A 22,054-nucleotide genomic window follows, 5' to 3' on the forward strand; every position below is an offset into this window, starting at 1 on the left:
TTGACCATATAATCGCAATCAGTCGTATTTCTACTTAATTAATGACTACAGGAGCGTCACAGATAGCTTAGCCACCATTTTTTCTCCCTAACACGGTACTCACCAAACCATTTGCAGGGAAAATACAGGGCTAAAACAATCGCTACCCAGATCAGGTAAGTGGTGCCGAGACTGTACCCGAAATCATTTGGCCGGAATTTGAAGAAAAGCTGGTCGTCCGTCGCTTGTGCCCAGGTGTAGCCTGAGGTCAAAACTGCGATCATGGTCAGCAGGTGTATCAGGTAAAAATGCACCATGAAAAAGAAGAAGGGTACCCGGCCGTAAACCGTGAAGAATCTGGCGAGTGCATTTACAGATTTCTCCGTGAAAGCCAGCGCAATCAGCAGCGGACCCTGCGTCATCAATGTAAAAATCAGTGAAGGCGGGTATTTGGTGACATTGAAAAAGGAAATCAGGGTTTTGGTTGAAGTCGCTTGTGCCGCCCAATGTGCGGGGTCTCCGTATAAGTTGACAAAACGGAAAACAAAAAATAAAACGGTGATAATGAGGCCACTGATGAGTAATATTCTTTTGCGGCTTTCGGCTGGATAATCCCGTTTATACAACACTCCCAATCCGTATCCGCTCATCATGATCCCGACCCAGGGAATTACCACATAAAGAAAACCAATCGTACCGCCGTCGCCGCGCGGAAGGAATGTGCCGCGGCCTGTCACGAATATTTTTAGCAAAATATCGGACACGGAATTCTCTGTAAGCTTGACGCTATCCAGCAAATTGTGACCAATAACAATGATCAGTCCGACAATGAGAATCACCCTTGCGGATGTAAACCGCGCAAAAATTCCCAGCACAATCATGCTGGTACCCAAAGCCCACAGCACCGCCAGAATGATGGTTTTATAATAAATGTCAAACGTAAAGCCGAATGTCATGAAAATCATATCGACTAAAATCAACCATAAACCTCTCTTGATCAGGAAGGAAGATCTTTCTGCAACGGTTTTGTTTTGACCCGACAAATAAGCCGAGATTCCCAAAAGCAGCATGAAGGACGGCGCGCAGAAATGGGTAATCCAGCGGGTGAAGAAGAGGATGCCGGTTGTGGTATTGACATCCGTAGGGTCAGCCAGGAAGGCCGATTCGTGGAAAAAATCGCGGACGTGGTCAAGCGCCATGATCACCATGATAGCGCCTCTCACCGTGTCGATGGATCTGATTCGAGAAACGGTAAGTGGTGCTGTCATGACAAACCGTATTTATAGAAGTGCAGCTCCGAAAACGCCCGCGCTGTCTCCCAGTCTTGGTTTCAAAATCGGGGTTGTTACTACGCCTTTGTTGAAAATGTATTTCTTAATGCGCTCGTAGCCATCGTTATACAGCAAATCAATGTTACCGACGCCGCCGCCTATGACGATCAAACCCGGATCCAGTACATTGATCAATGTTGAAATCGCCCTGCCGTAGAATTCCAGCAGTCTTTCAACCGTGTTTTTTGCGTGAATGTCCTGGCCGCCGTAGTAGCGTTCCATGATGGTTTTCAATGTTACTTTTTCACCGCTTTCTTTTTCATAAAATCTTTCCAAAGCCGGACCGGAAATGACTTGCTCCACGCAGCCTTTTTTTCCGCAATAACATTGTTCGCCGTCTTCATCCAGAATGTTATGTCCCCACTCGCCGCCGATTCCGTGGTGGCCCGAGATGATTTTGTTGTTTACCACCAATCCGCCGCCAACACCCGTACCCATGATCACCCCGAAAACGACCTCAGCCGTATGGTATTCTTTTCCGGCGCCCATCAGAGCTTCCGCCAGTGCGAAACAGTTGGCATCATTCGCCAGCTGGCAAGGTACACCCAGCGCATTTTGCAGGTCCGCCTTCAAAGGCTGTCCGTTGAGGCAGATCGTATTCGAGTTTTTCATCAGCTGGGAATCCGGTTCCAGCACGCCGGGCGTGGCAAAACCGATTTTCGTTGGCTTCTCGCCCACCTGCTCGGCCACCATATCTACCAGCTTTTTAATCTGCGAAATGATATGTTCATAGCCGTTTACCGATTCCGTCGGAAGGCGCATTCTTGCTACTACTTCCAGATTTTTGGCCGAATCCAGCACGGCGCATTCTATTTTGGTACCTCCCAGGTCTATTCCCCAAAGATTCATTTTGAAAAACTTTTATTGAACTTTATAATACTTGTAGCCAAACAGGAAAATCACTGTGTAGCAGATAATTGGCAGATAATAGGCGTGCGCCACATCGCTTTCGGCTACCGCGCCCATCGCAAAAGGGAAAAATGCCCCGCCGACAACGCCCATCGAAATAAAGGACGAAGCTTGCTGCGTATGTGCGCCCAGGTTTTTTAATCCCAAACTAAAAATGGTCGGGAACATGATACTGAAAAAGAAATTCAGCATTAATAAGGCAATAAATGACGGCCAGCCAAGACTTTGCGCCACGATGAGGCACATCACAATGTTGCACGCCGCGAAGATTGCGAGCAGGGAATGTGGTGCGATGAAACGCATCAGGAATGTGCCGATGAAACGTCCGGCCAGCATTAGTACGAAGAAAAGGATCATCCAGTTACCCGCTGTGGCATCGCTGAAACCCATTTTTTCGTGGCCATAATTGATAAAAAATGCCCATGTACCTGCCTGCGCTGCCACATTGAAAAACTGCGCCAATACCGCCCATTTAAAATGTCTGTGCTCGAAAAGGCCTTTTTCAGGGTGTGTATCCACATTGGTAGCGGATGGATCGGACACCACGTGCGGATCGATCAGCGCAGGGACTTTTACAAATGAAAATAGAATCGCGATGGAGGCGATGACGCTGCCGATCACGATGTATAATGTTTTAACCGAGGTAAGGTCGGTGCTGCCTTCCACATTGTTTCTCAAAAGAAAATAAGAACCAACTGCCGGCCCGATAATGGTACCTAACGCATTGAATGCCTGCGCAAAGTTGATCCGCATATCACTCGTACGCTGGTCGCCGAGGGATGCTACGAAAGGGTGAGCAACAGTTTCCAATGTTGAAATTCCACATCCCAGAATAAATAATGCGCCGCCAAAAAATGGAAAAGAAGCCGCAGCAGCCGCAGGAACAAACAAAAATGCACCCAGTGCAAAAAGTCCAAGCCCGAAGAGCACGCCGTTTTTATAGCCAAAACGCTTCATAAATAAGCCGGCCGGAATTCCCATCACGCCGTAAGCGCCGAAAATCGCAAACTGCACGAAGGCGGATTGGGTCTTGGTCAGGCTCAGAACGTGTTGAAAATGTTTGTTCAAAACGTCCCCCATCGTGATGGCAATCCCCCAGAACATGAAGAGCGACGTGACGAAGACGAGGGTAATAAGGTATTTTTGATCGGTAAACTTGGGCGCACCAGAATGTGCAGGCGAGGAATAGTTGCTCATTTAGTTGAATAGTAGAATTAAATATTAGGTCAGGTCTATTTTCCGAAATGTAAATTAGAGAAATTTAAAAACTGTATCCAATCAAAGTTGGTAACATCGTGGCCTCCCGGACGGATGTGGAAGCCGATTTGTCCGTAAACCGGCTGATTAAGAGCAGGAAAGGTTGTCCCCTCAAAACCTTTCGTACCCAAAAATTTATAGGTTGCATCGGAGGCTTTGGCCGTTTCGAATTCCCCGCGCGGATCCGCATTTCGGTCTTCTTCGGCAGTGGCAAGGTAAACCGGCCGCGGGGCGATCAGCGCCATCACAAAATGCTGGTCAAATGGCAGCTCCTTGTCCTTACCCATATATTTCCTGAAACTTTTGGCATACCAATGCGGGAAAACGGTGCAAAGCCGCTGGATATCCTCTCCAATGTGTCGCCGGAATTGCTTTCCTCCGCCTGCGCCGGATTCGTTGCTGAGCACCATCGCAAATCGCTGATCCGTCGCGCCGGCCCACAGCGCCGCTTTCCCCAATCTTGAAAATCCGAAAACGGCCACTTTTTTACGGTCAATGTCTTTGTCAGTTTCGAGGTAATCCATGCCCCGGCTCAGTGCCCAGGCCCAGGCGGCCATGGTGCTGAAATTATCTTCACGGTCCTGATATTCAGGGTATAGCGCATGCACGCCGGTTTTGAACATTTCTTCTTTGCGGTCGGATGCAATTTCCTCCCGGTACATCGTGACCAGCGCATAACCCTGGTCGAGGATCTCTTCCACCGCCCACTGGCTGGCATTTACGCCCCGGCATCCCTCAGTCGCTTTCCCGTCTTTTCCGCATGGAAACATTTTGCTGTTTTCAACCCACGCACGAGTAAGTTTGATACCAGGATCTGCAATAACGGCCTGGTTTCCAACAAAATTAATCCCCATGATTGCGGGCACCGGGTGTTTTACTTTGTTTGGAATATAAATCAGCAGATCAAAACTAGCTTCCCTGTCCTTTTCTTTAATGTGGATTGTCACTTGCTTCCGGGTTGCCTTCCCGCCTAATGCTTTCCGGTCGTTATCGAAAACCTCGAAACGCATATTTTTGGGTTTGCCCGGCGAAGTCCCATACATTTCAGTGGTCATGATTTGCAGGATTTCTTCCCTCCGTGCAGGCCACTGTTTGGCGGAGGTGAGCTTTTGACCATTATTAAATAGCAGAGGGTCAGGAAATGCCGTGGCAGCTTGTGGCGATAATCCCAGCGCAGGACCCACTTTTTCCAGCCAGAAACGCGCCATCAACTCATGGCCAGCGGGCATCGGGTGAATGCCGTCCCAGATCCAGTAATCAGCCGGGGCACGGGATAATGCCGCATCGAATGCAGATTGAAAAGGTACATGTACGGCACCAAATTCTTCTGACAACTTCTTAACAATCGACTGCCTCTTTTCCAGCTCGCTGCGGTAAGTTTCCAGCTTTTCTTTTACTCTCCCAACTGGCAGTATAAAAGGCTCACAGAGTATCAGCTTAACTTTCGGAAGCTTCTCTTTTGTCAATTTTAATAATGTCCGGTAATCTTTCTCAAACTGCTCCGGCGTGCACGAGGTATCGCCTTTGATGGCCGCCTCGGTATCATTTATGCCCACGAGAATGTTTAAAAAATCGGGTTGCATCTCGATGGTATCGGTTTGCCAGCGTTCCGCTAAGTGTGTGATGCGGTTTCCGCTTACTCCCCGGTTTAAAAAATGAAGGCCTTTTTCGGGATAATCGTACCAAAGTTTGCTGGCGATAATGTAGGCAAAGCCGTGCCCCATGACGTGGTTCCAGTCGGTATTTCTTGTGCGGTTCCCGTCGGTGATGGAATCGCCCTGGAAGAGTATTGTAATTCCGTCGGCAGGTTTGGAAATATGGGTACCGGCTGTTTCGGCGAAACCGTTTTCAGAAAACAATGCAGTCAATGCTGTTCCCGCCACAGCGCTACGCAGGAAATCACGTCTGTCTTTCATGGAGCGCTATGTTATTTTTTTGTAAAGAAATTATTCATGAAAAGCATCTGGTATTGCACCGCATTTGCCCAATATGGCCAGTTGTGCGCCCCAGGTCGGGTAATGTAGTCGTGGGGAATGTTGCGGTAGAGCAGCTGCTCGTGCAATTTTTCATTCACTTTAAAAAAGAAATCATCTACACCGCAATCAATGATGATTGCCAGCGAGTTAGGGGTCAAAAGATGCAGCATATTGATGACCGTGTTCTGCTCCCAGCGCTCCGGCTGTTCTGAGAATTTCCCCAGCTTTTTTGCCATATCCCAGTTATTGGGAAAAGGCCGGATATCCACGCCGCCGCTCATACTTCCCACCGCCCCAAAAACATCCTGATGCCTGAAAGCCAGGAACAAAGCGCCATGGCCGCCCATGCTCAAACCCGTAATCCCACGTCCTTTCGCACTTTTGATCGTCTTGTATTTTCTATCCACAAATGCCACCAGCTCCTTGGAAACATACGTTTCATACTGCGACTGTGCATCGACGGGACTATCCCAGTACCAGCTTCCAAAACCACCGTCGGGACAGACGATAAGCATTTTATATTGATCCGCAAGCTTCTGAACATCAGTCGCTTTCTTGATCCAGTCGGCATAATCTCCGCTATAACCATGCAGTAGATAAACGGTTGGCATTTCAGTGAGTGATGCGTAATTGTCGGGCTTGATGATGACGGTTTTCAAGGTTTTTTTCATCGCCGCGCTGTACGTATCTACGGTATCGACCACTGCTGCCTGCGTGCTGGCCGCCAGGAACGATATAAAAATTAGGGTTTGAAACAGGATTCTTTTCATTCTCAAAATGCTTTGCGATTATTTTCTACAACTTAAAGGGGTAAACAATCTTTGTAATTCGCAAATATTGTAGAATCCGGGGAATAATGAGGTCTTATTTCGGTTGAAAGCAGTCTGGCATTTAAATTGATATAATACAATCAGTTCTAAAATTACACTAACTCAAATCACCAACACAATGGGCAATCTTCTTTATACAATAGCTGTCATCCTGGTAATCATTTGGTTGATAGGCTATTTCGGCTTCGCAAGCTTTGGGATGGGTAACATCATTCACATTTTACTTGTAATTGCAGTCGTTGCAATTATTCTTCGGTTGATTCGTGGCGACAGGGTTGTGTAGAGAGTACCATTAAGAAATTAGGCAGAAAGCCCGGCAATGTTCGCACATTCCGGGCTTTCTCATTTTTACGTCAATATTTTTTTAAATCAATAATTACAAAAGACCTTTCAGCACGGCCCAAACATTCTCGGCAACGATCTTATGCCCCTCGGCCGTCGGGTGAATACCGTCGGGCAAGTTTAGTTTCGGCTCGCCGCCCACACCTTCGAGCAGGAAAGGGATCAAGGTAACATTGCTGTTCTTTTTCGCCAGATCGGTGTAGATCGTGCGGAATTCGGATGTGTATTTCTGTCCCATATTCGGCGGGATCTGCATGCCGGCGAGCACAATTTTAGCGTCGGGATATTTCGTATGTACCTTGTCGATCATCGTTTGCAGGTTTTTCCGGGTTTCCGAGAGCGGTAATCCGCGCAAGCCATCATTACCACCCAGTTCGAGGATAAAAATGTCCAGTGGTTGTTTTAAAAGCCAGTCGATGCGGCTGTTACCCCCCGCGGTCGTTTCACCGCTAACACCTGCATTGATTACCTTATAATTCATTTTTAAAGAATCTAACCGCTTCTGGATCAGCCCTGCAAATCCTTGCGTCGGATCGTCGAGGCCGTAACCTGCGGTGAGACTGTTTCCAAAGAAAACGATGGTCTTCTTTTTGGCGACCGGCGGCTTCGAGGCTATCGTTGTAGAGTCGGTTTTACCAGCTGTCTCCTCCTTTTTTTCACTGTTGCAGGAAAACAAAAAAACTTGCAGGATCAATAATTGAAATACAATCAGAAAGCGGTTGGTCATGGTAGCAAATGTGAGGACGCCGGAAACCTTTTATCGAGTTTTAAACGCCGTTTAACCTATATTTATGTGCGGCGAAATCGAAAACAACCAATTTACAACTACACCACGCAAACATAACATTAAAAGCGCTCGATGGATACAGTACTCGATCTGAATCAGGTAAGTAAAATATATAAAAGCGGCGATAAATCGCTCACAGTACTTGATAACATTAATTTTTCAGTAGAAGCCGGGGCCACGGTTTCGATTGTCGGGCCCTCAGGAAGCGGTAAAACAACATTGCTCGGCCTCTGCGCCGGCCTCGACCGCTCTACTTCCGGTACCGTAGCCCTGCACGGCACCACATTAAATGGCTTGAATGAAGACCAGCTCGCCGCCGTACGAAATCAGTACGTCGGCTTTATTTTTCAAAACTTCCAGTTGCTTCCCACACTTACTGCACTAGAAAATGTGATGGTCCCGCTGGAATTACGGGGTGAAAGAAATGTGAAACCCAGGGCATTAGACCTGCTGGATAAAGTTGGTCTCTCTGCGAGGAGCCACCATTACCCCACCCAGCTGAGCGGCGGCGAGCAGCAGCGCGTCTCGCTGGCGCGCGCATTTTCCAACCAGCCGCGCATTCTTTTTGCCGACGAACCGACCGGAAACCTGGATGCGGAAACCAGCGAGAAAGTCGTAAAACTGCTTTTTGACCTGAATAAAGAAGCCGGAACAACATTGGTGGTCGTTACGCACGACCTGGAACTGGCGGCGAAAACGCAGCGGATTATCAGGATTAAGGGAGGAAAATTGGTATAGACATGCAAACAAATATCAACTTCTCCTGGCTGCTGAAAATGGCGTGGCGCGACAGCCGTAAAAACCGCTCGCGACTGGTTCTTTTCATTTCTTCCATCATTCTCGGCATCGCGGCGCTGGTCGCTATTTATTCGCTGGGGGATAACCTCAAAGACAACATTGACGAGCAGGCTGCATCACTGATCGGGGCGGACCTGGCATTGTACGGCAACCGCGCTGTGGACGGAAAAGCAAAGGAACTCGTTGATTCTCTGGGCAAAAATCGCTCGGAGGAGCGCAGCTTTGCTTCGATGGTTTATTTTACTAAAACCGGCGGAAACCGGCTGGCGCAGGTCAAGGCCATTTCGGGTCAATATCCTTATTATGGGAAATTTGAAACGGTTCCGGTAACTGCGGAGGCCACATTCCGCAAGGGGCAGGAAGCATTGGTAGACCAAACTTTAATGTTGCAGTACCACGCCAAAGTCGGCGATTCGATTAAAATCGGTGAGGTAACTTTCCTGATCGCGGGGATTTTGGAAAAGGCGCCGGGACAGACGGGCCTTACAAGCTCCGTCGCGCCAACTGTTTACATTCCGATGGATTTTCTTGGAAAAACCGGCTTAATGCAAAAAGGCAGCCGGGTAGCTTACCGCTACTATTTCAAGTTTCCGGCGAAGACCGATGTGGAAGCATTGGTGAAAAGATTGGAGCCGCGTTTCGAAATATTCGACCTCGAACATAATACGGTTCAGCAGCAAAAAGAAGATACCGGTCGCTCCTTCGCCGATCTGACACGATTTCTGGCACTGGTAGGTTTTGTTGCGTTGCTTCTGGGTTGCATCGGCGTTGCCAGCGCGATCCATATTTACATTCGGGAAAAGCTCAATTCGATTGCGATCCTGAGGTGCCTGGGCTTGAAAGGCAGTCAGGCGTTTATGATTTATTTGATTCAAATCATTGGAATCGGGCTGATCGGATCGGTTTTGGGCGCTTTGCTAGGCGCAAGTATCCAGCAGTTTTTACCGATAGTAATCAAAGATATATTGCCTTTTGAACTAACCACCAGCATTTCCTGGGCTGCCATAGGTCAGGGACTGGCAATCGGCGTTTTGATTTCCGTATTATTTGCGCTGCCGCCGCTGCTTTCTATACGCCGCGTTTCGCCTTTGAATGTGCTCCGCGTTTCCCTCGATCCCGTCAAACTCGACCGCGATCCGGTGACCTGGGTTTTATATCTTTTGATTGTTCTTTTCATTTTTGGTTTTGCCTTTTTACAAATGAAAACCTGGGTAGAGGCACTGGTTTTCACGATCAGCATTCTGGCCGCATTTCTTGTTTTATATGGCATCGCCATTTTGCTTACCTGGCTTGTACGCAAGTTTTTCCCGGTTTCGTGGAGCTATCTCTGGCGGCAAGGTCTGGCCAATTTATATCGCCCCAATAACCAGACTTCCATCCTGATCGTCTCCATCGGCCTCGGTACTTCGCTGGTAACCACCTTGTTTTTTGTACAGAGCATTTTACTGGAAAGAGTAAGACTTTCGACTAGCGGAAACCAGCCTAACATTGTCCTTTTCGACATTCAGGGAAACCAGAAAGCCGGGGTAATGGAAATTGCAAAAGCAAACGGAGTACCTGTAAATCAGAGCGTTTCGATTGTTAACATGCGACTGGAAGAAGTGAATGGCAAAACTGCCGCCGATTTTGAAGGCGACACCACTGCCGAACAATCACGCCGCATTTTTGGGCGTGAGTACCGGGTAACATTCAGGGATTCAATCACTTCTTCCGAAAAAATCACCAAAGGAAAATGGCAGGGCACCTACGACCAATCCGCCGGCCTGATACCGATTTCCGTAGAAGATGGTTTCGCCGACCGTAACCGGCTGAAACTGGGTGATACGCTGATTTTCAATGTCCAGGGAACATTAATGACCACCAGCATTGCCAGTCTCCGGCAGGTCGACTGGGGCAGGGTGCAAACCAACTTCCTCGTCGTCTTCCCGACGGGCGTCTTGGAAGACGCCCCACAATTCCACGCCATGATGACCCACACGCCCAATCCGCAGGTCTCCGCCCAATTTCAGCAGGCACTCGTCCGGAAATTTCCGAACATTGCCATCATCGACCTCGCACTCGTACTTCGCCTGCTCGATGACATTTTCAATAAAATAGGTTTCGTCATCCGTTTCATGGCTGGTTTCAGCATTCTCACGGGATTGATTGTACTAATTTCCTCGGTGCTGATCAGCAAATACCAGCGCTTGCAGGAAAGTGTTTTGCTCAGAACATTAGGCGCCAGCCGAAAACAAATTTTCGCCATCACGGCATTAGAATACTTTTTCCTGGGCTCTCTGGCCGCCTTCACCGGCATCCTCATCGCTGCCGCCGGCGCTTGGTTCCTCGCCAAATTCAGCTTCGAAGCCGAATTCAAACCCGAGCTCCTGCCGGTTCTAGGCGTCTTTTTATTTGTATCATTCATGACCGTCTTCATCGGCCTGGTCAACAGCCGCGGCATTCTCTCCCGCCCGCCGCTGGAAGTTTTAAGGCAGGATGTTTAATGGTATATTTGTTTAAAAGCACTTTCACACATTAAAAAAGGCAGTCTTGAAATTTGACATTTTTGGTAATTTAAAACCTTATCAGATTATTAAATCTGATTTGAAAACCTTTGAAAAAACTTTCGTAGCACCATTTTCTGAGTCAAAAACCCGGAAAGTTTTACTGAAAAATTTCAAAAATTATCTGAGTGATTTAGAAAATGTAGCTGGATCCGGGTTTTATCAATGGATCGATGGAAGTTTTATTACCAATAAACTCAACCCCAATGATATTGACTTCGTAACTTTCATTGACTGGAAAGTTTTTGAAAAAAATGAGAAGGGGATTGATCGGCTGAGACAATTACGTTATCAGAAAGAATTAGGGATGGATGGCTACTTTGTTGCTGTTTATCCTGAAAATCACAAAAAGAACATCTTGTACCAGGCCGATAGATTTCAATGGCAGTTTCAGTTCGGGAAGTCACGAACAGATAAACAAAAAGGCATCATTCAGATCGACTTTTGAATATGGAAGAAAACGATTTAAATCAGCTTCATGAATGGGGACTTCGGGTCTCGCGGTTGCTGGAATTGATAGCGCTTACAAACCGGACATTGCATTTGCACCAGGAAGAAGGCGGATCTGACGCGCAGATTAATGATTACAAATTTTTGCTTTCCCAGCATCAGTCGGAACTCGACGACCTGATGCGCAACTACGGACTTCGGGTCCAAATCTCCTCTCTCGAAAGTGCTGCCTGAGTGGCATATCAAGCCGTTTCAATTTTTTCCGGGATAAAGGATAAATGCGCTCAAAACTATTGGGTGGAAACGCATATTTAACAATTCCTTAAATTTAATCAGGCTCTGAATTGGGTCGGAGAAGCGACTTTTGTGACGGCAATGACTTTGCATGTGACACGAATAGCTTTTGAATGATTAGAATTTTTTCTTCCCAGTACTCCGAACTCCCCTATCATTTATATCCAATTTATTCTGGAAATTTTTTCAAACGTTTGCATAAAATTTCAAACGTTTGCATGAGCCATTGTGCATTTTATATTAATTATTTTAAAAATACAATTTGTAATCTTGTAAAATGACCTTTCTGTAACTACTAATTTATTTAAGCTTAATCAATGACAACCATAATTTACTAACTATGTACAAAACTTTGACTCTATCAGTCAGGCGGGCGACAATTAAAAGCTGTGTGATGCAGGCAACGGCCATATTGGGCCTGCATGCGGCAGCTTTTGCAGAAATACCCGCGCTGAAAAGTCAGGCCAGCCATGTTGAAAGCAGCACCCGCAGCCTGAAAGAAATAACATTGACGGGAAAAGTATTGACCGACGGTTCGGGTGAAGGTTTGCCTGGCGTCACGGTCGTCATCACCGACGCCAATGGCGGCAGCAAGCAAGGCGCAACTACCAACGAATCCGGCGTTTTTTCTTTTTCGAATCTGCAAACGGATACGAAATACAACCTGGATTTCAGCTACATCGGTTTTGAAAAACAATCTATCGCAGGTTTTCTTTTGACCGAATCCAACAGCAATTCCATCGAGGTACGGCTGAAAGAAGCGGCTTCAAACCTCGGCGAAGTGGTGGTGGTAGGTTACGGCAGTACGGTTAAAAAGGACATTACGGGTTCAGTTAAATCTCTTAAAAGCACCGAGTTCAACTCCGGTATCATCAACTCGCCCGAGCAATTGCTGCAAGGAAAAGTATCCGGGGTGAATGTTACTTCAGCTACGGGCGAGCCGGGCGGCAAAACCAGCATTACAGTACGCGGTCCGGGCGGTGTGAGAACCGGTAGTACCCCGCTTTTTGTGGTGGACGGTATGGCTCTCGACAACAGCAGCACCGGCGGCGACACTAACCCGCTGAACTTCCTCAATCCGCAGGACATTGAGTCGATGGACGTGCTGAAAGATGCTTCTGCCACAGCGATTTACGGAGCGCGCGGCGCAAATGGTGTTATCCTTATCACAACAAAAAAGGGTAAGTCAGGCCAGGCGAGTGTGAATTATTCGGGGTCACTGGGACTTTCTACGATGGCGCGGCCGCTGGATGTTTTGACCGGGCCTGAATTCCTCGCGGAAGCAGCGAAACTCGGTGCTACGGTCATTGATGGAAAAGCGAATACCGACTGGCAAAAAGAAATTTCCCGCACCGCAACCACGCACAACCACAATATTTCGATTGGCGGCGGCACTGAAAAAATGACTTATTATGGTTCTTTCGGCGTGCAAAAACAGCAGGGTGTATTGAAGGGCAGCCAGCAAGACCGCTACACGGGACGGGTAAATCTTTCACAAAAACTGCTGCATGACCGGGTTACGCTGGATGTAAATTTGAACGCAACCAACACCAAAAACAAGCGGCCGAACATTCAGAGCATGATTGGTAGTGCGCTGACCATCAACCCGACCTATGCACCTTACGATGTAAATGGTGAGATTGTGAAGTACCAGGATTTTACCAACCCGCTCTTTGCATTGCAGCAATATAAAGAAGTACTGACGACCAACCGTGTGCTGGCCAGCATTTCGCCTTCGGTGAAGATCATTGACGGTTTGGTTTACAAGCTGAATTTCGGCATCGATAACTCTACGGCTACGCAAGACAAACAAACATTGCCGAGCACGGTTCCGGCGGAAGTGGGACGACTTGAAAACTATGGTTTGCGCAATACCAACAAGCTGATCGAGAACTACCTGACTTATACGCTTAATAACAAAACGCACAGTTTCAGCGCATTGGTGGGCCACTCGTACCAGCACATTTTTGTTCAGAGCAGGAATTTCAGCATTAATAAATTCCCGATTTCTGACATTGAACCCATCTATAACCCCGGTCTAGGACAAGATTTGACACTGGTACTAAACCAGCCCGGCGGCTTTGCGACGATCAACGAGTTGCAATCATTTTTTGGAAGAGCTACTTACGGTTTTAAAGACAAGTATCTGGCCACGGCAACATTACGTATTGATGGTTCGTCCAAATTCGGGGCCAACAACAAATACGGCTCATTCCCCTCATTCTCTTTGGGATGGCGGATTTCGGAGGAAAATTTCATGAAATCTTCGCCATTCTCAGACTTGAAATTGCGCGCTGGCTGGGGATCGACAGGAAATCAGGAAATTCCTTCCAAAATCACACAGGCTCGTTTTACTTCCACTGTTTCCGGAACAACCAGCTATCCTTTGGGAACCGGTTCTTATCCTGCCGGAACAACCAACACACGGCTTGCCAACCCGAACATTCAGTGGGAAGTATCGCAGCAAACCGACTTAGGTCTTGACTTTGGGTTGTTTAAAGGCGCATTGAACGGGGAGATCGATTACTTCAAGAAAACTTCGAAAAAAATATTGCTGGAAGTAATCCCAGCCGACCCGATCCAGCCCGCAGGAACATTCTGGACCAATGTTCCTAACATGGAAATCGTCAACCAGGGTTTGGAATTCGACTTGAATTTGAGGAAATCACTGGATAACGGTTTGCGGTATGGCGTGGGTGGTAACATTACTTTTATCAAAAACAATGTAAAAAACTCGCCTTATTCGGTGATCCCATCAGGCGCCGCGCAGGGGTCTGGCCTTACTTCTGCGACGATCAATGGTTATATCAACAATCAGCCGATCGGAACATTTTTCCTGAAAGAATTTACTGGTTTTGACGATAAGGGTATCAGCACATTCCGGGATGTGGATGGCGACGGGATTATCACCGACAAAGACCGCGTAGCTTCCGGCACAGCCCTTCCGACGCGCATGTACAATTTCAACGGTAATGTGGCTTTCAAAGGTTTTGATCTTACCGCCAACTTCAATGGTGTAGCGGGAAATAAGGTGTATGACAACACGGCCAACTCCAACTTTTACAGATTGAAATTGTCCAAAGGCGTGAATGTGACGCATGAAGCACTGGCCGATGCAGCCGAATCGATCAATAACTCGGCACCAGTATCTACACGCTACCTGAAAAGCGGCGCTTATCTGAGGCTCAATAATCTTGTTCTGGGTTATAATCTGAATACCACCAAGCTCGGTATCAATGGCTGGATTCAGACTGTGCGTCTGTCAGTTACCGGTCAAAATCTATTTGTGTGGACCAAATACAACGGATTCGATCCTGAGGTGAACAATGACCGTTCTGTGAATGGTATCACTTCTTACGGAATTGATTATTTGAGTTATCCAAAGGCTAAAACAATCCTTTTTGGGCTAAACATCGGCTTCTAATTTCTTGAAAATGAAAAAGAAAATATCACTCATATTGACGGTTGCCAGCTTGCTGTTTATCGCGCCTGGCTGTACCAATCTGGACGAACAGGTTTTAGATGAAACCTTGAATGCGAATCTGGCCCCGGAAGAAGCGGCAAATGGTCTGATAGCGCCGGTTTACTCACTGCTGCCGAATTTGTTCCAGCATACTACCTATTTTGCGCTTAACGAAATTTCCACCGATGAAGCGATCCTCCCCTACCGCGGCGGGACCGACTGGGGCGATAACGGTATCTACCTCGCTTTACATCAGCACAATACCACAAGTACAGATCCCAATGTAACCACCACCTGGAACACACTGGCGCAAGCCATTTCCAGGTCGATCACGGCAATCAGCGGATTAAAAACTTCCACTGCTTCCACGGCTGCGCTTTATTCTGCCGAAGCCAGGGGCATGCGGGCGTACTACAATATGGTCATGCTCGATATGTTCGGGATTGCATTTGTGAAGGACGATCCGAATGTGGAGTCGGTGATTATCCGGGGCGACGAGGCTGTGAAATACATTGAAAGTGAGCTGCTTGCCATCGAGCCGGTTGTGCAGTTGAAATCGGCGGTGGGGCCGGGCAGACTGAACAAAGCTGCTGTCTGGGGACTTTTGGCGCGTCTGTATTTGAATGCGCCGGTGTACCGCAACATTTATTCGCCGACATTCACTTTTCCCGCAGAGGATATGGACAAAGTGATCACTTACACGGATAAGATCATTGCATCGGGTCAGGCGAAACTTTCTGCCGACTATTTCTCAATCTTCGGAAATGCAAACCATAACAACGAAGAGCTGATTTTCGCAGTAGACCAGCGCGCCGATTTGAACGGACATAACCGTATGGCTTATTTCTCAATTTCCGGCGACCAGTTCCCGCTGGCGGCATATCCCGCAGCAAATGGTACCGACGGACCTGCTATCACGTCTGATTTTTATCAGTCGTGGGTGCAGGCTTATGGTGCAGTTGACCCGAGCCGTGACCCGCGTTTTTACAAGCAAAATATGTCGGTTTATACCAACGCGGCGGATACCTGTATCAACGATTCCGATTATAAAATCAACCGGGGGATCCTGAGAGGCCAGCAATATGGCGCTTTGCGTGTAAATGGTGCATTTGTAAGATGTCCTGATGGAAAACTCAAAGTTGGAAAACTGACTTACGTAACCCGTAACCGCTCTGACCTTGCAGTAAATTTCTCCGAGCTGATCGACTTCACGACTGCCGGAAGCAACTATAACACCGGTTTCCGCGTGGAAAAATACGAATTTGGCAGCGAGTCGAATACAGGCCGTAACAAAGGTGACGCGGATATCGTGATCCTTCGTCTGGCCGACATTTACATGATGCGCGCCGAAGCCAAACTGCGCAAAAGCAATGATGCGGCGAGCGCGCTGGCGGATGTAAACTTCGTAAGAGCTTCACGCACAGCCACCTTGGCCCCGCCAGCATTAACCACCATGAACCTTGACTTACTCTTCCGCGAAAGAGGTTTCGAATTTTACTGGGAAATGCTCCGCAGAAGCGACATGATCCGTTTCGGAAAATACGAAGGCAAATGGACTGAAAAAACCAACGCCGACGTAAAGAAAAGAATCTTCCCAATCCCGCAGACTGCGATTGACGGGGCTTCTAATGTGGCCGGGTATCTGAAGCAGAATGATGGGTATTGACGTGTGAAATGTTATTTGAATGCAAAGCGGGGCAGATTTATCTGTCCCGCTTTTTTGTCTGTATTGCATTAACAATCACCAGTAAATTAATTTCGAAGGGATGAACTCACAGATCAGCAGTTCGTCTGTTGATTCGATAAAGACGATTGTATATTTCTTTTTGAAAACCACGCATTTGTAGCCCAGCAACGCCCGGTCAGGATCTCTGCATACATTGTATTCACGCAGTGGCTGTCCGAGTTTTTCAAGAAAATCGTAAACAGAATCGGAGAACTTTTCAGCAGTCTTTACCAAACCTTTGGACTCGATAAACCAGGCAATACCCGCAATACTATCAGCAACCGACTGCCGAACTATTATTTTTCTGCCGCCCATTCATTAATGCGCTTTTTGCTGTATTCTCTTGCTTCCGATACAGAAAACGTCTTCTCCGGCTTCCAATTCATCGCAGCCTTTTTTTGCAACTCCTGGTATTCCACCTCAGGAAGCAATACATATTTTTTTTCTTCAATTACCAGTTCTGTCATATCTGAAATACATTTTATTTCAAGTTAGGAAAAATCTTTTAAACGTGATTTCCTAAAATTCAAGCTCAATCCTAACCTTGCCGCCCAGCCCTTTTTCCACAATTTCCCAAAGCGTTTTCAATGTCAGATTGCTTCCATCATTCTCTACACGTGAAATGTATTCACGCTTTTTGCTCACGATTTCAGCCAATTGGGATTGGGTAAGATTCTTTTGCTCCCGCGCCTGCCTGATTAAAAGGCCAATTTTAAAGCCCTCGAATTCTCTTTCGAGTTCATCTCTTTCAGGAGTGCCTTTGACTCCGTATACCTCGTCTTTGACTTGACTCCAAGTCTTGATGTTCTTGATAAGTTCTTCTCTCATTTTAAGCTCTGATATTCATTCATCAATCCTACAGCCTTCTTTATTTCATTTCTGGGTGTCTTTTCGGTTTTTTTCTGAAATCCGGTCAATAAAACAACCAGCCGGTCATTATCAAAAAAGCAAAATACTCGCCAAATGTCCGTACCAAGTCCAATTCGTGCCTCATAAAGCCCTTTTGTCCTATGAATGTGCTTCAAGTACTTCGTCGGTATATGTTGTAGCGTTTCAACTGCTTCGATGGTTTTGAAAATCTTTGCCCTCACCTTTTTGGTTTGTAAGGACATAAATTCATCGAAATAGTGCTTGTAAGTAACAACTTCTCTTATTTTTCTCATATCAAAGGTAACTTAAAAGTTACTATAATTTTGTTTTTGCTATGAGTATTTAGACGCTTGCCTATCAGTTTGGTAACGGATTTTTCTATAAAATTTTTAAAAAGAAACCCTCCCGCCCTGCAAAACCGCAGAACGAGAGGGCCTAATCTCCTATCAAAGTGTTTCACCTACACATGCACAAATTTCATCTGCTGCTCGTCATACCGCGTGCCGGCAGCGATGCCGACCGGAATGATCGATTCCAGCTTCGCCTTTTCTTCCGAAGTAAGGATTATCTCAGCCGCAGCAGCGTTTTCTTCAATGTACTTGATCCGCTTTGTGCCGGGGATCGCTATAATGTTGTTTGAAATCACCCAGGCGAGGGCTAACTGGGATGGGGTGACGCCTTTGGATTCGGCGATGGACTGGATTTGTTTGAGTAGGTCGAGGTTTTTGTAGAAATTTTCGCCCTGGTAGCGGGGGATCTGGCGGCGGAAATCGTCGGGGGCGAAGTCGTCCGGGCTTTTTAGTTCGCCAGTGATAAAACCTCTGCCTAGTGGCGAGTAGGCCACGAAACCGATTCCCAATTCCCGCAAAGTTTCCAGCACACCGTTCACTTCCGGCTCGCGCTCGAAAAGGGAATATTCGGTTTGCACAGCTGAAATAGGATGAATCGCATGCGCCTGCCGGATGGTTTCTGCCGCCACTTCCGATAAGCCCAGATACCTCACTTTCCCGGCCTGAACCAGCTCCGACATTGCACCAACTGTTTCTTCAATCGGTGTTGCCGGGTCAAGGCGGTGGAGGTAATACAGGTCAATGTAATCGGTACCGAGGTTTTTGAGTGAGCGGTCAATTGCCTTTTTGACATAATCCGGTTTTCCGTCAAAATCCCAGGTAAGCTGCTCATTATCATCGATTTCATAACCAAACTTGGTGGCGATGGTGTAACTATGACGGTTTCCTTTGATCGCTTTTGCGATCAGCCGCTCGTTCAGGAGCGGGCCGTAAAGGTCGGCAGTGTCCAGAAAATCGATGCCGAGTTCCAGCGCCCGGTGAATGGTCGCGATAGATTCCTGCTCATTGGCTTTGCCATAGACATCGCCGCCAGCAATCGGGGTCATGCCCATGCAGCCCAATCCTTCCACGGGCACTTCAAGCCCCTGGCTTCCTAAATTAATCCTTTTCATCTTGCTGTGTTTGTTGTTTTTACAAAGCAAAACTACGTCGAAAGCACAGCCCGCTCCCTAAACGTTTCAAAGCATTAATTATAGTTTTCAAAGTGTTTTCCTCAGCGACATCGGCGTGTTGCCAGTATGCTTTTTGAAAAAATTATTGAAATAGGAAGGATATTCAAAACCTAAACTGAAAGCGAGGTCGGCAATGCTCCAATCGGTGTGGGTCAGGAGTGACTTGGCTTCGGCGAGGATGCGTTCGTTGATATGCGCTGTGGTGGATTTGCCGGTGATTTCCTGGATCGCAGCATTTAAATGGTTAACGTGTACCGACAACTGACTGGCAAAATCGCTAGCTTTTTTGAATGTTAAGGTACTGGTCGGAAAGTCGACAGGGAATTGTCTTTCTAGCAGATTGAGGAACAATGTCGTGATTCTTGCAGCGGCATTCGGTGGATTAAAATAGGCAACCGAAGGTTCCATTTTGATCGCTTCGTGAATGATCAGGTTCAGCTGGCTGCGGATAATGTCGTATTTATAAAGATAATCCGTATCAATTTCCCGGCGCATTCTCACGAAAATACTTTCCAGATAAGTACCCTGATCTTTGTCCAGAAAATAAACCGGATCACTGCCGACTTTAAACAAACTCGATTCCTGTAAACTTTCCATCCGGCCGCCGGTGTACAAAAATTCATTCGCAAAAAGGCAAAAATAGCCCCTGCCCAGCTTACCCGTCGCCTCCCAGGAATAGGGTACGAGCGGCGTCGTGAACACCAGCGCAGGCTTGCCTATCTGAATGCTCCGATTGGCATAATGCAGCTCGCTGGCGCCTTCCAGAATGAGACTTACCTTAAAATAGTCCCGCCGGTTATAAGACGCAAGGCTGCAATTGTCCTCCCCGATCGCCGATACCCTGAACTGCGCAGCCCCGGCCGAAAGTCCTGCAAAACGGTCGGTTTCTTTGACATGCATTTCTAATGATTCCATGCACGAAGTTAAGGATTTCAAAGGCAAGTCAAGTGCTAAATCCGCAGCGAAGATTCCCGGATCACCAGCTCGGAGGGCAGCACAATGCTTTCATGCGAGAAATCACCGGAACCATTGATTTGATTGATAAAAAGCCGGGACGCCTCCATCCCGATCTTGCGGCCGGGTCGACTCACTGTCGTCAAGGATGGAAAGGTGTAGGCCGAAATAGGTGAGTTATCGAATCCCACAAGTCCGACATCCTGCGGAATTTTGAGGTTTTTATCTTTCACAACCCGCATAGCACCGATCGCTACCTGGTCATTTACGCCGAAAATCGCGTCGGGTGGCGACACCATTTCCAGCAGCCTTTTGGTAGGCACGATCGCGCTTTCCACTTTGAAATTAGTATTGATAATCAGCTCCTCGCGTACCGGCATGTCGTATTTTTTTAAACAATCGACATACCCTTTGAAACGCTGCTCGGAAACCGTCAAACCGTTTGGACCCTTCAAATGCGCGATCTGCTTGTAACCAATGTTGATCAAATGTTCCACCGCCGCAAATGCCCCGTGATAGTCATCGACTGTGGCACGGCTGGTTTCAAAATCTTCGTATTCCCGGTCTATAAAAATCAGCGGCGTTTTGCGCTGGATCACACTCTCCAAATGTTCGTAATAACCTGAGTCATAAGTCTCCTGCGAGACAGAAAGAAAAATTCCCTCCGCCCGGTTGGAGAGTAATTTGGACAGATATTCCTTTTCTAAAAGATAATTTTCATTGGTCACGCAAATGTTGAGCGTGTAGCCCAGCGGTTGCAAAGCGGTGTGAAGGCCCTCGATCACAGCAGTTTCATAGTAGTTACTTATCGTCGGTACGACTACGCCGAGTGTCGCCGTTTTTTTATTTAACAAACTTAAAGACACCTCATTACGCTGGTAACCTACCTCTTTGGCATATTCCTGGATGTTCTTACGGGTGTCTTCATTGATAGCAGGATGGTCGTTGAGGGCACGGGAAACGGTGGATGGCGAGCAGCGAAAACGGCGCGCAATGTCTTTGATCGTAACGGGTCGGGAGGAATTCATTTGTTGAATTATAGCAATTAATTCTTTGAAATTTTTTCAAACGTTTGCATTCAATATTAACATATTTACATTTTGTGTTTAATTTATACAAAGCTATCATTGTGCAAATGTATTTGATTTGACCACAATGAGCGACCTGCTAGTTAAACCTCAAACCGGAAATAAAACGTATCATTCCCTTTCCGCCGAGCAGGCTGGATGGACTTTTCTGAACTTCGAGGCGAAAGTACTGGATGTTAACGAACAAATTTCGGGCAACACTGGAGATTATGAATACTGCTTCGTTTTGCTCGGCGGCAACTTTAAAGTGGAGGCGAAAGGAAGTATCTGGGAAACAAAAAATGGCCGGAAGGACGTTTTCAGCGGCATCGGCCACGCCATGTACCTTTCACGCCATACCGACTACATTCTGACTGCGCAAACCGAGGGGACCGACATTGCGATCTGTAAGGTTCTCACCGATGAAGACCACCCGCCGAGAATGAAACGCCCTGAAGAAGCGGCCATCGAATACCGCGGTGGAGACAATGCTAATCGCCAGATCAACAGTTTGTTAGAGCCTGGTTTCGATTGTCATAAAATTGTTTGCGTGGAAGTTTATACGCCATCCGGAAATTGGAGTTCGTTCCCGGCCCACAAGCATGACGAGCGGAAAGTAGCCGAAGACGGCACATTATTGGAAGCGAATCTGGAAGAAATCTATTTTTATAAAATCGACAAGCCGCAGGGCTATGCGATCCAGCAGGTTTACACCGAAGACCGCTCGCTGGATGAAATTATCCGCGTAAAAAACGACGAAGCGGTGCTTGTCCCAAAAGGTTACCACCCGGTAGTCGCAGGCCACGGTTACAATGTGTACTACCTCAACTTCCTGGCCGGCAGCGATCAATCCCTGGCTAACACTTCCGACCCCGACCACGACTGGATCTACAACTCCTGGAAAGGCTCCGACCTAAGACTCCCAATCGTTACGGCAGAAATGAACGGCTTATAAT

At 47.2% G+C, this 22,054-nt stretch carries 21 protein-coding genes; 8 read left to right on the forward strand and 13 right to left on the reverse strand.

Features of this window, described 5'->3' with window-relative positions:
• Nucleotides 1-56: 56 nt before the first annotated feature.
• Genes FEN17_RS08620 through FEN17_RS08645 form a run of 5 tightly spaced genes read right to left on the reverse strand, consistent with a single transcriptional unit; the run spans nt 57 to nt 6,222 of the window.
• On the reverse strand, nt 57-1,247 hold the full coding sequence (locus FEN17_RS08620) for an acetyltransferase domain-containing protein (RefSeq protein ID WP_138364858.1): 1,191 nt from the start codon (nt 1,245-1,247) through the stop codon (nt 57-59).
• A gap of 12 nt (nt 1,248-1,259) precedes the next feature.
• Nucleotides 1,260-2,159 (reverse strand): ROK family protein, encoded by a 900-nt coding sequence (locus tag FEN17_RS08625; RefSeq protein ID WP_138364859.1) that lies wholly within the window; start codon nt 2,157-2,159, stop codon nt 1,260-1,262.
• 12 nt (nt 2,160-2,171) lie between these two features.
• On the reverse strand, nt 2,172-3,416 hold the full coding sequence (fucP, locus tag FEN17_RS08630; protein WP_138364860.1) for an L-fucose:H+ symporter permease: 1,245 nt from the start codon (nt 3,414-3,416) through the stop codon (nt 2,172-2,174).
• Between the two features lie 35 nt (nt 3,417-3,451).
• Nucleotides 3,452-5,392 (reverse strand): SGNH/GDSL hydrolase family protein, encoded by a 1,941-nt coding sequence (locus FEN17_RS27455; protein ID WP_205748111.1) that lies wholly within the window; start codon nt 5,390-5,392, stop codon nt 3,452-3,454.
• Nucleotides 5,393-5,403: 11 nt separating this feature from the next.
• Nucleotides 5,404-6,222, reverse strand: a complete 819-nt coding sequence (locus FEN17_RS08645; protein WP_138364861.1) for an alpha/beta hydrolase — start codon at nt 6,220-6,222, stop codon at nt 5,404-5,406.
• Between the two features lie 178 nt (nt 6,223-6,400).
• On the opposite strand from FEN17_RS08645, the gene FEN17_RS08650 reads away from it, so the two are divergent.
• A complete protein-coding gene (locus tag FEN17_RS08650; RefSeq protein WP_138364862.1) occupies nt 6,401-6,565 on the forward strand; it encodes a lmo0937 family membrane protein in 165 nt (54 codons plus the stop codon).
• Nucleotides 6,566-6,658: 93 nt separating this feature from the next.
• Here the strand turns inward: FEN17_RS08650 and FEN17_RS08655 are convergent, their stop codons facing one another.
• The gene (locus tag FEN17_RS08655) at nt 6,659-7,351 is read right to left on the reverse strand and encodes an arylesterase (protein WP_138364863.1); all 693 of its coding nucleotides are present in this window, start codon (nt 7,349-7,351) and stop codon (nt 6,659-6,661) included.
• 132 nt (nt 7,352-7,483) lie between these two features.
• On the opposite strand from FEN17_RS08655, the gene FEN17_RS08660 reads away from it, so the two are divergent.
• From FEN17_RS08660 to FEN17_RS08685, 6 genes are all read left to right on the forward strand, one after another.
• Nucleotides 7,484-8,149, forward strand: a complete 666-nt coding sequence (locus tag FEN17_RS08660; RefSeq protein ID WP_138364864.1) for an ABC transporter ATP-binding protein — start codon at nt 7,484-7,486, stop codon at nt 8,147-8,149.
• Between the two features lie 2 nt (nt 8,150-8,151).
• Entirely contained in the window at nt 8,152-10,692 is a 2,541-nt protein-coding gene (locus FEN17_RS08665) for an ABC transporter permease (RefSeq protein WP_138364865.1), read from the forward strand.
• A 46-nt stretch (nt 10,693-10,738) separates the two neighbouring features.
• Complete coding sequence (locus FEN17_RS08670) at nt 10,739-11,200, forward strand: DUF6932 family protein (protein WP_138364866.1); 462 nt, start codon at nt 10,739-10,741, stop codon at nt 11,198-11,200.
• A 2-nt stretch (nt 11,201-11,202) separates the two neighbouring features.
• Complete coding sequence (locus FEN17_RS08675; protein WP_138364867.1) at nt 11,203-11,436, forward strand: hypothetical protein; 234 nt, start codon at nt 11,203-11,205, stop codon at nt 11,434-11,436.
• 454 nt (nt 11,437-11,890) lie between these two features.
• Nucleotides 11,891-14,920 carry a SusC/RagA family TonB-linked outer membrane protein gene (locus FEN17_RS08680; RefSeq protein ID WP_138364868.1) on the forward strand — a complete coding sequence of 1,010 codons (3,030 nt, stop codon included), beginning with the start codon at nt 11,891-11,893 and terminating at the stop codon, nt 14,918-14,920.
• Nucleotides 14,921-14,930: 10 nt separating this feature from the next.
• Nucleotides 14,931-16,625 carry a RagB/SusD family nutrient uptake outer membrane protein gene (locus FEN17_RS08685; protein WP_138364869.1) on the forward strand — a complete coding sequence of 565 codons (1,695 nt, stop codon included), beginning with the start codon at nt 14,931-14,933 and terminating at the stop codon, nt 16,623-16,625.
• Between the two features lie 75 nt (nt 16,626-16,700).
• Here FEN17_RS08685 and FEN17_RS08690 read toward each other — a convergent pair whose 3' ends face one another.
• The 7 genes from FEN17_RS08690 to FEN17_RS08715 all read right to left on the reverse strand — a co-directional run bounded on the left by FEN17_RS08690 (nt 16,701) and on the right by FEN17_RS08715 (nt 21,059).
• Complete coding sequence (locus FEN17_RS08690; protein WP_138364870.1) at nt 16,701-17,000, reverse strand: hypothetical protein; 300 nt, start codon at nt 16,998-17,000, stop codon at nt 16,701-16,703.
• Nucleotides 16,982-17,152 carry a hypothetical protein gene (locus FEN17_RS27255; protein WP_171037876.1) on the reverse strand — a complete coding sequence of 57 codons (171 nt, stop codon included), beginning with the start codon at nt 17,150-17,152 and terminating at the stop codon, nt 16,982-16,984. Before FEN17_RS27255 ends, FEN17_RS08690 begins: the two co-directional genes overlap by 19 nt.
• Nucleotides 17,153-17,204: 52 nt before the next feature.
• The gene (locus FEN17_RS08695) at nt 17,205-17,513 is read right to left on the reverse strand and encodes a helix-turn-helix domain-containing protein (protein ID WP_138364871.1); all 309 of its coding nucleotides are present in this window, start codon (nt 17,511-17,513) and stop codon (nt 17,205-17,207) included.
• Nucleotides 17,510-17,848: a type II toxin-antitoxin system RelE/ParE family toxin gene (locus FEN17_RS08700; RefSeq protein WP_138364872.1), complete on the reverse strand. Its 339-nt coding sequence runs from the start codon at nt 17,846-17,848 to the stop codon at nt 17,510-17,512. Before FEN17_RS08700 ends, FEN17_RS08695 begins: the two co-directional genes overlap by 4 nt.
• A 167-nt stretch (nt 17,849-18,015) precedes the next feature.
• Nucleotides 18,016-19,017, reverse strand: coding sequence for an aldo/keto reductase (locus tag FEN17_RS08705; RefSeq protein WP_138364873.1), 1,002 nt, complete (start codon nt 19,015-19,017; stop codon nt 18,016-18,018).
• An 87-nt stretch (nt 19,018-19,104) separates the two neighbouring features.
• Nucleotides 19,105-19,992: a helix-turn-helix domain-containing protein gene (locus tag FEN17_RS08710; protein ID WP_205748112.1), complete on the reverse strand. Its 888-nt coding sequence runs from the start codon at nt 19,990-19,992 to the stop codon at nt 19,105-19,107.
• 35 nt (nt 19,993-20,027) lie between these two features.
• Entirely contained in the window at nt 20,028-21,059 is a 1,032-nt protein-coding gene (locus FEN17_RS08715; protein WP_138364874.1) for a LacI family DNA-binding transcriptional regulator, read from the reverse strand.
• A 127-nt stretch (nt 21,060-21,186) separates the two neighbouring features.
• On the opposite strand from FEN17_RS08715, the gene iolB reads away from it, so the two are divergent.
• Nucleotides 21,187-22,053 carry a 5-deoxy-glucuronate isomerase gene (gene iolB / locus FEN17_RS08720; RefSeq protein ID WP_138364875.1) on the forward strand — a complete coding sequence of 289 codons (867 nt, stop codon included), beginning with the start codon at nt 21,187-21,189 and terminating at the stop codon, nt 22,051-22,053.
• Nucleotide 22,054: the final 1 nt, after the last annotated feature.

Origin of the sequence: Dyadobacter luticola (assembly GCF_005860805.1) — a bacterium.
GTDB classification, from domain to species: Bacteria; Bacteroidota; Bacteroidia; order Cytophagales; family Spirosomataceae; genus Dyadobacter; species Dyadobacter luticola.